This window comes from Acidithiobacillus albertensis (genome assembly GCF_001931655.1).
Classification (GTDB): domain Bacteria; phylum Pseudomonadota; class Gammaproteobacteria; order Acidithiobacillales; family Acidithiobacillaceae; genus Acidithiobacillus; species Acidithiobacillus thiooxidans.
The window spans coordinates 967,578-979,478 of sequence record NZ_MOAD01000001.1; the positions used below are offsets into that span (position 1 = coordinate 967,578).

Genomic DNA, 11,901 nt, shown 5'->3' on the forward strand with positions numbered 1-11,901 from the left:
ATGTTGAATGCACTGGATAATCTCGCTCAGGCCCGGGTCGCCATCATTGGCGACGTGATGCTGGATCGTTACTGGTTTGGCAAGGTCGATCGTATTTCGCCGGAAGCGCCGGTGCCCGTAGTACAGGTTCGTCGTGAAGAAGAGCGACCGGGAGGTGCCGCCAACGTGGCGCTGAACGTGCTTTCCTTGGGGGCCGAGGCGCATTTGCTGGCGCCAGTCGGCCAGGATGCTGCGGGGGCTCAGCTGACCCGCCTTCTTGAGCAGGCTGGTGTCAAAACCCGGCTCATCGCTGATGCCAGTTACCCGACCACGGTGAAATTACGGGTTATTGGCCATCAACAGCAGTTGCTGCGCATGGATTTTGAATCACAACCCAGCCCCGAGCATGGGGAAAATATGCGCGCCACGGCCCATGAAATATTGACGGGTGCGGGTGCCTTGCTGCTTTCCGATTATGGAAAAGGAGCCTTGCAGGCGGTCGAATCCCTGATTGCGTCCGGGCGGGCGGTAGGCCTGCCGGTGCTGATTGATCCCAAAGGACGGGATTATCGTCCCTATGCCGGAGCAACCATTATTACGCCCAACCTGAATGAATTTCAGGCGGTGGCAGGGACCTGGACCAGTGAAGAACAATTTCTGGCGCTTGGCCGGGAATGGCGCCAGAAATTGCAGCTGGAAGCGCTCCTGGTCACACGCGGCGAGGAGGGGATGACCCTGTTCACCGAAAATGCCATTCATCATCATCCCGCCCGGGCGCGTGAAGTATTTGATGTGACCGGTGCCGGGGATACGGTCATTGCCACCCTGGCGACGGCCCTGGCCGCCGGATGGCCCATGGATCAGTCGGTAGAGCTGGCTAATCGGGCGGCAGGCATTGTGGTCGGCAAATTGGGTGCGGCCGTCGTCAGTTGCGAAGAACTGGCTGCCCAGGGCGGCGAATGAAGCAAGACCCCGATTCTTCTGTCGTGCCACGTCTGCCTGTACCCAAGTTGCTGCAGCGGCGCATTGGCCGTGCGGTGGCTGATTTTCGCATGATCCAGCCCGGTGACCGCATACTGTTGGCGCTTTCGGGAGGTAAGGACTCGCTCACGTTGCTGCACATGCTCCGTGCCATGCAGCGGCAATTTTCGGTAACCTTTGAGTTGGGGGTGGCGACCGTTGACCCTATGAGCCCCGACTATGATCCGCAAGTGCTGCTGCCTTACATGGAATCTCTGGGTATTCCTTATTTTCTGGAGCGACAGGATATTTACGAGCGGGCCAAAAAGCATCTGTTGCGTCCCTCTTACTGCAGCTTTTGTGCGCGCATGCGCCGGGGAGTCCTTTATCGCTGCGCCCGCCGCGAAGGTTACAATGTTCTCGCTTTGGGGCAGCATCTGGATGATTTTGCCGAAAGCTTTTTCATGTCCATGTTTTATAATGGCGAAATGCGGACCATGAAAGCTCATTATCGCGTCAGGGAGGGGGATTTACGGGTCATTCGTCCGCTGGTGTATTGTCGCGAACGACAGATGCGCCAGCATGCTGAAGAACAAAAATTACCCGTCATTTATGAGAACTGTCCGGCCTGTTTTGGCAAGCCCACAGAACGCCAACACATGAAAGAACTGCTGGCGCAACAGGAAGCCCATGATCCGCGCTTGTTCAAGCAGCTTCAGCGCGCCTTGCAGCCGCTGATGGGAACGGGCCTGGAAGATTTGCATTTTGAGGATGAGCATGACTGATTTTTCACAAGTCTTTTACTGGGAAACCCTACCATTACGCGGCGCGCGCTGCCGCCTTGACGAGATCTATGCCCGGGTATTACGGGACTTCAAGGGACAGGATGACATGGCTCAATTATTGGGCGAAGCGCTGGTTGGTCTGGCCTTACTGGCTACCACCCAGAAAAATTATGAACGTCTGATTATTCAGGCGCAAAGCAAAGGTCCGCTCAAACTTCTGGTCGCGGAGATGACGGCTGCCGGAGGTATGCGTGCCTATGGTAATTGGGAGGAGGGCGTCTCGGTGGACTTGTCACATTTGCCTGATGCCCTGCTGGCTATTACCGTGGATATGGGCATGGATCGGGAGCGTTATCAGGGACTGGTTGAGCTGCGCGAAAGTCTCACCCTTTCCCTTAATGCCTATTTTGCTGAATCAGTGCAGTCCCCCGCGTATTTTCGCCTGGTCGCTGATCCCCAACGGCAGCAGGCGGGCGGCTATTTTCTGCAACGCCTGCCTGGCGTGCTGGCTACGGAAGACTGGGAACTGGCGACCCAATTCATAGCCATTGGCTCAGATCAGTCACTGCTACAGGCAAAACCGGAACAATTCCTGCCGGAAATCTTCCCCGATTCGGCGGTACGACTGCATACGCCACAAGCCCTGGTTTTCTCCTGTTCCTGTTCCTCCGAAAAAGTGGAGCGCATGCTGATTTCGTTGGGGCAAACAGAAGCGGAAGAGACTCTTCAAAGTGAGGGAGAGATAGTGGTGACCTGCGAATATTGCCAGGAAGTATATCGTTTTGGTGAAGAAGACGTGGCCTTGATGTTTGCGCCGGAACATCCTCTGCACTGATTTTTGTGTCCCCTGAGGAGAATTTCCTGATTGGTGCTCTGGCTGCTTCTACGTTATGATTGCCAATCCTCAGTGACGACTGACTGACAGAAACTTTGTCTGTCATATCCAGTCTAACAGAGGGTGTAGGGGGCGACCGGCTTCGACGCAGGTCGCGAAGCCTTCGGTGCATGCAGAGCTGCGGTTTGCTCTTAAAACTGGTCGCAGATTCATAATTGCCAACGACAGCAATTACGCCCTCGCTGCTTAAGCAGTGAGCCCTCTGCCCGGATTTGTTCGTGGATCCGGAGTCGAAAGACGCGCGGAGGGTCATAAAACACGGAATCGGGTCTGTTCTAGTCTGTGGAACCGATCCTAAACTAAAGCAGAATCGCCGTAGCATCATCCTGTTTGTCGGAGGGTGGCGCGGTTAAAGCCAATAGACAAACTACGCATGTAGATCCGGTGGTCTAGGTACTGCGGACGCGGGTTCAATTCCCGCCGCCTCCACCAATGACGTTAAGTAAGCCCCTGATATTATGGGGCTTTATTTTTTTATCTTGGCCGCATTTCTTTCACATTATGAAAGCGATCTTTAATCGTTGCCATTCACAATAAAGAATGCTTTAATTTGATCGGATTCTACTAAAGACAGCTTTCAATGACACGCATCACTGGGACCTACTCAATTTCCACGACACTGGGCGAGTCGGTGCTCGCCTTCGTGCCCCACGCCTTGCCGCCAGCTGAGCCAGCCCTGCCGCCCGAGGTGTTCACTGATCTCAATCGGCAGGCAGAACTGGCGCTTGCGCGTTTAGCGGGTGTGTCAGGGTTGGTGCCGTCGGCAGATTGGTTGCTGTACAGCGCCATCCGCAAAGAAGCCCTGCTTACGTCACAGATCGAGGGCACGCAGGCCACGCTGACCGACTTGTTCGATGAAGAAGCAGGCTTCAAAGTCAGCAACACCGACGACGTGGAAGAAGTGACCAACTACCTGCGTGCATTCCGCTGGACACAGGAGCAACTGCGCGATCCGAAAGGGCTGCCCATCAGCGTACGGCTGTTGTGCGAGGCGCATCGACGCCTGCTGGATGGAGCGCGCGGCGCAGGTAAACAACCCGGGGAGTTGCGTCGGTCGCAAAACTGGATTGGTGGAACACGGCCCAGCAATGCGGTTTTCGTACCGCCGCCGCCGGAGCACATATCAACCCTGCTGGCCGACATGGAGCGCTTCATCCATGACGAAGCGAAGGACCTGCCACCGATGGTCAAGGTGGCGCTCATCCACGCGCAGTTTGAAACCATCCATCCGTTTCTTGACGGCAACGGGCGCATTGGCCGCCTCCTGATCGCGGCGCTGTTTGAACACTGGGGGTTGCTGTCCGAGCCTTTGATGTACCTCAGCGGCTACCTAAAGCAACACCAGACGGAGTATTACCGTCGCCTATCGGCTATCCGCACAGATGGGGATTGGGAGTCTTGGGTGATCTTCTTTCTGGAAGGTGTCGCTACAGCCGCTGGCGATGCGGAAAAAAACATCATCGAGGTCGCCAGTCTGGTGGCTACAGATCGCAGGCGCTTGCTGCAATCCGCCAAGGCAGGCCCGGCCAGCTACCGGCTGTTCGAGATGTTGCCGATGATGCCGCGCTTCACCATTGAACGCGTCAGAAAGCAGCTGGACACCAGCTTTCCCACAGCAACGGCGGCCGTAAAACTTCTGGAAGATCTGGGCGTCGTGACGGAGATGACCGGGCAGAAAAAGAACCGGAGTTACAGCTACCAGGCCTACGTTGAACTGCTCTCTCGGTGAGAAACACCCGCAGGCCCGCAGCTGGCCGCGTCCTACCTTTGGTTTTCGGTTGACGCTGGCGCTGTCCACTGCAAGCCAAGTCAATTTTAACGGGTGTGCGGCTACTCCAGGTGCCACTTGCGTTTATGAGGCTCAGCCATATACCCCTCGTTTGAGGAGTCCACTGCCACTAACCGCGTAGCGGTGTCAGCAGCTTCACTAACTCTACAAATTCGCTGGGGCGGACTTCCACATTGGCTGGAACAGGCCCTGCCCCTGAAAATAGCGGCGGATTGTCGGGTAGGACGGCAGCGTCACAACCTGCCCCCGCAGGGCGGCCTGCAGGTTGTTGTAGTGCAATTGGGCGGTCCAGCCTGGATGCTCCCGGTATGGGGTTTACCCCCCCCAGCCCCTCACGCTACGTGACTATCAGCGCCTCTAAAACCATCAATATCCCTGACCGTACTCACGCGCGGCCAGTTGTTTCTGATTGCGGTGAACGACTTCCATTTTGGTCTCCTTCCAAATTTCCCGATCAGGAAATAGCAGACCGAATCATGCCCTAACCGCACTAAACATTCCCGATCGGGAAATATCGCTTGCACTTAGTCCGGTTTTGACTGACAATTTCCCGAACAGGAAACTGAGTCAGCCATGCCATTCATTCGATCACCTCAACAACTCGGCGATGCACTGCGTGGAGCTCGCAAACAACTCGGGCTGACCCAGCCCCAGTTGGCGCTGGCAGCTGGGGTGGGCGTGCGCTTCATTGTCGACCTTGAAGCAGGCAAGCCCACCTTGCGGCTGGAAAATGTGCTGAGGGTCATTGATGCTCTGGGTGGTGAGCTTCAGTTGAGTGGATTGCCATCCGCTGCTTCCGACGCTCAACGAGAGGATGACGGCCATGGCGCATGAACTGGAAGTCTGGCTTTTCGCCGATCGTGTCGGCACGTTGGCGCTGGTCGATGGGCGGCTAAGCTTTTGCTACGCTCCCAGTTGGCTGACTCACAAAGACGCCATTGCCTTGTCCGCCTCGCTGCCCCTGCAAACGGAGCCGTTAGACGACCGCAAAACGCGCCCCTTTTTTGCGGGTCTTCTACCCGAAGGGCAAATGCGCCGCTTGATTGCGCAGCAGTTCAGGTGTCTGACCAGAACGACTTTGCGCTGCTGGACCACATCGGTGGCGAATGTGCCGGGGCTGTGACCTTCCTTGAGCCGGGGCAGACTATGCCTGTTCCGACAGGCGGCGATGACGTTCAATGGCTGAGCGACGCGGAAGTCGTGGTCATCCTGGATGAATTACCGCGTCACCCCATGTTGGCAGGAAAAGATGGCTTGCGGCTTTCTTTGGCTGGTGCTCAAGACAAACTTCCGGTGGTGTTTGGTGGTGCGTGCATCGGGCTGCCCCTCAATGGCACGCCTAGTTCCCACATCCTGAAATCGTCATCAATTCGTGTTGAATGATACGCAGATTCAAGACAGGGTAGTTGACCTTCATCTCATGAAATACTTTACTTAATCCGCAGTCATCGCTAACATGCCGCGCTTATGTTTTCCGCTAAAACCAACAGTCTGCATCTTACCAAAGTGACCGGCCCTGGTGATCGCCTGGAAGGTCCGGTTGATCTTGCTGCTTGGAGTCGTCTGGCGGCGGCGATGGCAGAAGTGAAATCGGTGCAGGCAGATCTGGATTTGCAGCGAAATGGTTCAGTCGTATTGGCAGACGGATTTATAGAGGTTTCTGGACAAATTCGCTGTGAGCGTTGCCTGGGAAACATGCCTTTATCTTTAAAGGTGCCCGTGCATAGCGGTCTGGCTGAAACCGAAGAGATGGTCAGCACGTTGGATCCGGATCTGGACATCGTGTTGGCCGATAGGGGTGTTGTGGCACTGCAGGTGTGGTTGGAAGACGAGGTTCTGCTGGCTTTGCCCATGATTCCGCGTTGTGCGGAGTGGCAATCCGGCACTTGTCCGGTATCCGGACTGGAAGCATTTATTATTGTTGATTAATGGAGATTTGAGACATGGCCGTACCACAAAGTAAAACTTCCCATTCACGTCGTAATATGCGTCGTGCCCATGATTTTCTGGTAACCGTCAACCGCTCGGTCTGTGCGAATTGTGGCGCTGCCAAGTTACCTCATCACGTTTGCCCCGAGTGCGGATTCTACAAGGGCCGTGAAATGGTCAAGAAGTCTGTGGAAGCCTGAGTGACTTGCTGAACCGGCACAACGCGAGCTTGTTCTCATGCCGCATATAGCGGTGGACGCCATGAGCGGAGACAGTGGCCCCTCGACGGTAATCCCTGCCATCAAGGATCTGCTGCAAAATTATCCCGATGTCACTTTTCATCTGGTCGGGGACAGTCATATCCTGAAAAGTGAATTGCAACGCATGCACCTTCAGGATTCGGAGCAGGTGAAAATCCACCATGCCAGTCAGGTGATAGGTATGGATGAGGCACCTTCCCAGGCATTGCGGGGTAAACGCGATTCATCCATGCACATAGCCATTGCCCTGGTTCGCGACGGGCATGCCGATGCGGTGGTCAGTGCGGGTAACACTGGTGCCTTGATGGCTATGGGTAAAGTATTTTTGCGGACTATTCCGGGTATTGATCGTCCGGCGATTGCCGCCTTCCTGCCTACTACCACAGGACGGTTTTTGGCCCTGGATTTAGGTGCCAATGTGGATTGTCACCCTGAACATCTGCTTCAGTTCGCGGTCATGGGCTCGATTCTCGCCGAACGGGTGATGGGTGTGGCCAAACCACGTGTCGGCCTGCTCAATATCGGGTCCGAAGAAATCAAGGGTAATGAGCAGGTCAAGGAAGCTTCTTTGCTGCTGCGTGCGGCACGGCTCAACTTCATTGGTAATGTCGAAGGTTCGGACATTTATCGCGGCGTTGCAGATGTGGTCGTTTGTGATGGTTTTGTGGGGAATGTCGCGCTGAAAACTTCAGAAGGACTGGCCAGCATGATCAGTCACGAGTTGCGCGCCAGCTACACGCAAGGGATTTATGGAAAGCTGGCTTATCTGGTCAATCGGCCCATCTTGCAGCGACTCAGAAAACGTCTGGATTCCCGGCAGTATAACGGGGCGACCTTGCTGGGCCTGAATGGGATTGTCATTAAAAGTCATGGTAATGCCGATCGCTACGCCTTTGCGCGAGCGGTGGAAGTCGGAATTGCCGAAGCCAAGCACCGCTTAACCTTGCATATTGCCGAAGTCATTCAGGAAAACCTCAACCCTGTGGTGCGAAACAGCGCGTGAATCCCATTTATAGTCGTATTGCCGCTACTGGCGGATATCTGCCCGAGCGCGTCATGCATAATGCCGATCTCGAACAGATGGTAGACACCAGTGATGCCTGGATTTTTGAGCGTACCGGTATTCGTTCGCGGCATATCGCTGCAGAAAACGAAAAAACCGTTGACATGGCCGAGCACGCCGCCCGGCAAGCCTTACGGGATGCGGATATTCAGGCTGAAGACCTGGATCTCATTCTGGTCGCGACTACCACGCCCGATCAGATTTTTCCCAGTACGGCCTGTCTGTTGCAAGCCCGACTGGGTAATCGTGGCGCGCCGGCCTTTGACGTGCAGGCAGTATGTACCGGTTTCATTTATGCTCTGGCTACGGCTGATCAGTTTATTCGCAGTGGTACGGTAAGAACGGCCCTGATAGTCGGGGTGGAAAGCATGTCCCGCATTGTCGACTGGACCGATCGTTCGACCTGCATTTTGTTTGGAGACGGAGCGGGCGCGGTGGTCTTACGTGCAGATTCGACACCCGGTATCATTTCTACGCATATTCATGCCGATGGAGCCTATGCCGAATTGCTGCAGGTTCCGGAAGGCCGCGATCAATTGACCATGCAGGGTAATGCTGTTTTCCGTATGGCCGTGCGCACGCTGGGGGATATTGTTCAGGAAACCCTGGCAGAAAACCAAATGGGTGCAGAGGATATTGACTGGTTGGTACCCCATCAAGCCAACATCCGCATCATCCAGGCTACGGCCGATAAATTGAATATGCCCATGGATCGGGTAGTGACGACGGTGGAACATCATGGTAATACTTCTGCAGCATCGGTGCCTTTGGCACTGGATGATGCAGCCAGGCGGGGATGCTTCAAGGCCGGGCAAAATCTTCTGCTGGAAGCCTTCGGCGGTGGTTTTACCTGGGGTTCGGCGTTGTTGCGTTGGGCTTGAAGTTTATTTTGCCCAAGGGCATCAACTGACAGTTTGCTTTAGGAGGAGTTTCGATTGCACGGCTCTATCGCCTTTGTATTTCCCGGTCAGGGTTCCCAGTCTGTTCAAATGCTTGCCGATCTGGCGTCTACCCATTCTCTGGTCCAGGAGGTTTTTGCAGAAGCTTCTGCCGTATTGGGAGAAGATCTCTGGGCTCTCAGTCAGAATGGTCCCGTCGAAAAACTCAACCAGACCCGCTGGACGCAGCCCCTGATGCTGGCTGCCGGATATGCGGTGTACCGGGTGTGGGAGGAAGAGGGCGGTGCTTATCCTGATTTTGTCGCCGGGCATTCCCTGGGTGAATATACGGCGCTGGTAGTCGCCGACGCGCTGGATTATGCCGATGCGGTTCGCCTGGTGGCCGAACGTGGTCGTTTGATGCAGGAAGCGGTACCGGAGGGGGCCGGTGCAATGGCTGCGGTCATTGGTCTGGCGGATGATGATCTCAAGCGGCTCTGTGCCCAGGAAGCTCAGGATAATGTCCTTTCTGCCGCGAACTTTAACGCGCCCGGACAGGTCGTGGTGGCTGGCGAAACCGCCGCAGTGGAAAGACTGGTTGAAGCGGCCCGATCTGCCGGTGCCAAACGGATCGTTCTGTTGCCGGTCAGTGTCCCCAGTCACTGCAGTTTGATGAATGAAGCGGCTCAACAATTTGCCACAGTGCTGGAGTCGGTCACTTTCCGCGCCCCGAAGGCCATGCTGATCCACAATGCTGACGTGCTGAGTCATAACACGCCCGATAGTATTCGTGCCGTTCTGGCTAAGCAATTATACAGTCCGGTACGCTGGACCGAGACCATTCGTTATCTGGCGCGCCAGGGTGCCCTGACCTTTGTGGAAATGGGACCAGGACGGGTTTTATCCGGTCTTGGCAAGCGGATTGAACCTTCTTTGACCATGCTGCATGTAGAAGATGGTAAAAGCCTCAAGGCTGCTCTGGAGCTGGTTTGATGGGAAGCACACTGGAAAATCAGGTCGCGCTGGTTACCGGAGGCCGTCGCGGTATTGGTCAGGAAGTAGCCCGGGTGCTCGGCAATGAAGGCGCCCTGGTCATTGCTACAGCAACCACCAGCAAGGGGGCTGAGGCCATTTCTGCAAATTTTCAGGCCAGCGGCATCCAAGGACACGGGGTTGTTCTGGATGTCACGGATGATGCGGCGATGGATGCCTGCCTGAAAAAAATTCAAAGTGAGCATGCCGCGCCCAGCATTCTGATTAACAATGCAGGAATCACTCGGGACCAGTTACTGTTGCGCATGAAAGATGAAGACTGGGATGCGGTGATGGCAACCAATTTGCGCGCCGTTTATCGCCTCAGCAAAATTTGTTTGCGCGATATGCTAAAGGCGCGTTTTGGCCGTATAATCAACATAACTTCGGTGGTGGGCAGCATGGGTAACGCCGGACAAAGTAATTATGCGGCGGCCAAAGCGGGCGTAGCAGGTTTTACGCGTGCCCTGGCCAGAGAAGTGGCTGGCCGTCAGGTGACAGTCAATTGTGTGGCTCCCGGTTTTATCAGTACCGATATGACCGAAGGTTTAAGTGAGGCCCATAAGGAAGCGCTTTTACAGCAAATTCCTGTAGGTCGCCTGGGTAGTGTCGACGATGTGGCGGGGGCTGTGGCTTATCTGGCCAGCCCGCAAGCCGGTTATATCACCGGACAAATTCTTCATGTCAATGGTGGCATGTGGATGGGATAAGGTAACGTTGGCTTTACAGGACTGCACCCCTGTGGTCCAATCTCGCCGACAATAATTTTTAACCAGCAAAGGAGTTTCTCCCAAATGGAAAATGTGGCAGAACGAGTAAAGAAAGTAGTAGTCGAGCAGTTGGGTGTCAATGAAGATGAAGTGACCAATGAGGCTTCCTTTGTGGATGACCTGGGCGCCGATTCTTTGGACACCGTGGAACTGGTCATGGCCCTCGAAGAAGAATTCGACTGTGAAATTCCTGATGAAGAAGCTGAAAAAATTGCTACCGTGCAGCAGGCTATTGATTATGTATCCTCTCACATGCCCGCCAAGGATGCCTGAGACATCGTCTATTTCAGGAACATGAGGAGAACCGACCGTTGAAAAGACGCGTTGTCATTACAGGGCTGGGTATAGTTTCCCCTGTGGGGATCGGTATATCTGCGGCTTGGGATGCCATTGTGCGGGGACGTAGTGGTATCGGTCGCGTCACACGTTTTGATCCTGCCCCTTACAGTTCGCAAATCGCCGGAGAAGTACGCGGTTTTGATGTCACCCAATACATTCCCAGCAAAGATGCAAAAAAAATGGATTTGTTCATTCATTACGGCATTGTGGCAGCGATGGAAGCCATTGCAGATTCCGGCCTGAAAATCAGTCCGGATATTGCTGAACGGGTAGGTGTTTCGATTGGCAGCGGCATTGGTGGCTTGCCTGGTATTGAGTCCGAACACCAAATTGTTACGGATAGCGGCCCCAGACGTATTTCACCGTTTTTCATCCCGCGTTGTATTGTGAACATGGTCGCGGGACATATTTCCATTATGTATGGTGCCAAAGGCCCGAATATTGCTATGGCTACGGCCTGCTCCACGGGTACCCATTCCATCGGTGATGCCGCTCGGCTCATCGAATATGGGGACGCGGACGTCATGATCGCCGGCGGTGCCGAAGCCGCCATCAGCCCACTGGGCTTGGGTGGTTTTTCAGCATCTCGCGCTCTTTCGACCCGCAATGATGAGCCCGAAAAGGCGAGTCGGCCCTGGGATAAGGATCGTGATGGTTTTATCTTAGGTGAAGGTGCCGGTATCTTGGTCCTTGAAGAATATGAGTTTGCCATGCGGCGTGGTGCCCGTATTTATGGGGAGCTGGCTGGCTATGGTATGAGTTCCGACGCCTATCACATGACCCAGCCCGCAGCTGGCGGGGAGGGGGCAGCCCGGTGTATGCGTGTCGCACTGCATAATGCCGGTTTCCAGCCGGAACAGGTGGGTTATATCAATGCCCACGGCACTTCCACCCCTTTGGGCGATCGTGCCGAGACGGAAGCTGTGCATGCCGTATTTGGAGAGCATGCGCGATCTTTAGCCATGAGTTCCACCAAATCCATGACTGGTCATTTGCTGGGTGCAGCGGGGGGGGTGGAGGCAGTATTTACCACGCTTGCCCTTTATCATGGCATATTGCCGCCGACCATCAATCTGGATACAGCCGATGAAGGCTGCGATCTGGACTACGTCCCCTTGCAAGCCCGCCAGCAAAGCGTAGATGTCGCTTTGAGCAATTCTTTCGGTTTTGGTGGTACCAACAGCACCCTCGTATTTCGCCGCCATAGCGACTAATCCGTTCA

16 protein-coding genes and 1 other RNA gene are annotated in these 11,901 nt (G+C 54.9%); all 17 read left to right on the forward strand.

Annotation, left to right across the window (positions count from 1 at the left end; translation table 11 throughout):
• A complete protein-coding gene (rfaE1, locus tag BLW97_RS04985) occupies positions 1 to 942 on the forward strand; it encodes a D-glycero-beta-D-manno-heptose-7-phosphate kinase (RefSeq protein WP_075322528.1) in 942 nt (313 codons plus the stop codon).
• Positions 939 to 1,724: a PP-loop family protein gene (locus BLW97_RS04990; RefSeq protein WP_075322529.1), complete on the forward strand. Its 786-nt coding sequence runs from the start codon at positions 939 to 941 to the stop codon at positions 1,722 to 1,724. The genes rfaE1 and BLW97_RS04990 overlap by 4 nt, the downstream gene beginning before the upstream one ends.
• Positions 1,717 to 2,559, forward strand: coding sequence for an Hsp33 family molecular chaperone HslO (gene hslO, locus BLW97_RS04995; RefSeq protein ID WP_075322530.1), 843 nt, complete (start codon positions 1,717 to 1,719; stop codon positions 2,557 to 2,559). The genes BLW97_RS04990 and hslO overlap by 8 nt, the downstream gene beginning before the upstream one ends.
• Positions 2,560 to 2,687: 128 nt before the next feature.
• Positions 2,688 to 3,051, forward strand: a transfer-messenger RNA (tmRNA) gene (gene ssrA / locus BLW97_RS05000).
• Positions 3,052 to 3,199: 148 nt separating this feature from the next.
• Entirely contained in the window at positions 3,200 to 4,348 is a 1,149-nt protein-coding gene (locus BLW97_RS05005) for a Fic family protein (RefSeq protein ID WP_075322531.1), read from the forward strand.
• Between the two features lie 183 nt (positions 4,349 to 4,531).
• Entirely contained in the window at positions 4,532 to 4,753 is a 222-nt protein-coding gene (locus BLW97_RS18850) for a hypothetical protein (RefSeq protein WP_084546930.1), read from the forward strand.
• A 228-nt stretch (positions 4,754 to 4,981) separates the two neighbouring features.
• Positions 4,982 to 5,242, forward strand: a complete 261-nt coding sequence (locus tag BLW97_RS05010; RefSeq protein ID WP_031572319.1) for a helix-turn-helix transcriptional regulator — start codon at positions 4,982 to 4,984, stop codon at positions 5,240 to 5,242.
• Entirely contained in the window at positions 5,232 to 5,531 is a 300-nt protein-coding gene (locus BLW97_RS19745) for a HipA N-terminal domain-containing protein (protein WP_207650557.1), read from the forward strand. Before BLW97_RS05010 ends, BLW97_RS19745 begins: the two co-directional genes overlap by 11 nt.
• Before the next feature lie 23 nt (positions 5,532 to 5,554).
• The gene (locus tag BLW97_RS19750) at positions 5,555 to 5,791 is read left to right on the forward strand and encodes a hypothetical protein (protein WP_207650558.1); all 237 of its coding nucleotides are present in this window, start codon (positions 5,555 to 5,557) and stop codon (positions 5,789 to 5,791) included.
• Positions 5,792 to 5,875: 84 nt separating this feature from the next.
• Positions 5,876 to 6,337: a YceD family protein gene (locus BLW97_RS05020; protein ID WP_031572318.1), complete on the forward strand. Its 462-nt coding sequence runs from the start codon at positions 5,876 to 5,878 to the stop codon at positions 6,335 to 6,337.
• A gap of 14 nt (positions 6,338 to 6,351) precedes the next feature.
• Complete coding sequence (gene rpmF, locus BLW97_RS05025; protein WP_010639780.1) at positions 6,352 to 6,537, forward strand: 50S ribosomal protein L32; 186 nt, start codon at positions 6,352 to 6,354, stop codon at positions 6,535 to 6,537.
• Positions 6,538 to 6,574: 37 nt separating this feature from the next.
• Entirely contained in the window at positions 6,575 to 7,600 is a 1,026-nt protein-coding gene (plsX, locus tag BLW97_RS05030; RefSeq protein WP_010639782.1) for a phosphate acyltransferase PlsX, read from the forward strand.
• A complete protein-coding gene (locus BLW97_RS05035) occupies positions 7,597 to 8,541 on the forward strand; it encodes a beta-ketoacyl-ACP synthase III (RefSeq protein ID WP_075322532.1) in 945 nt (314 codons plus the stop codon). The genes plsX and BLW97_RS05035 overlap by 4 nt, the downstream gene beginning before the upstream one ends.
• A gap of 54 nt (positions 8,542 to 8,595) precedes the next feature.
• Complete coding sequence (fabD, locus tag BLW97_RS05040) at positions 8,596 to 9,531, forward strand: ACP S-malonyltransferase (RefSeq protein ID WP_075322533.1); 936 nt, start codon at positions 8,596 to 8,598, stop codon at positions 9,529 to 9,531.
• Entirely contained in the window at positions 9,531 to 10,280 is a 750-nt protein-coding gene (fabG, locus tag BLW97_RS05045) for a 3-oxoacyl-ACP reductase FabG (RefSeq protein ID WP_075322534.1), read from the forward strand. Before fabD ends, fabG begins: the two co-directional genes overlap by 1 nt.
• An 84-nt stretch (positions 10,281 to 10,364) precedes the next feature.
• The gene (gene acpP, locus BLW97_RS05050; protein WP_010639790.1) at positions 10,365 to 10,613 is read left to right on the forward strand and encodes an acyl carrier protein; all 249 of its coding nucleotides are present in this window, start codon (positions 10,365 to 10,367) and stop codon (positions 10,611 to 10,613) included.
• 38 nt (positions 10,614 to 10,651) lie between these two features.
• A complete protein-coding gene (gene fabF, locus BLW97_RS05055; protein WP_075322535.1) occupies positions 10,652 to 11,893 on the forward strand; it encodes a beta-ketoacyl-ACP synthase II in 1,242 nt (413 codons plus the stop codon).
• Positions 11,894 to 11,901: the final 8 nt, after the last annotated feature.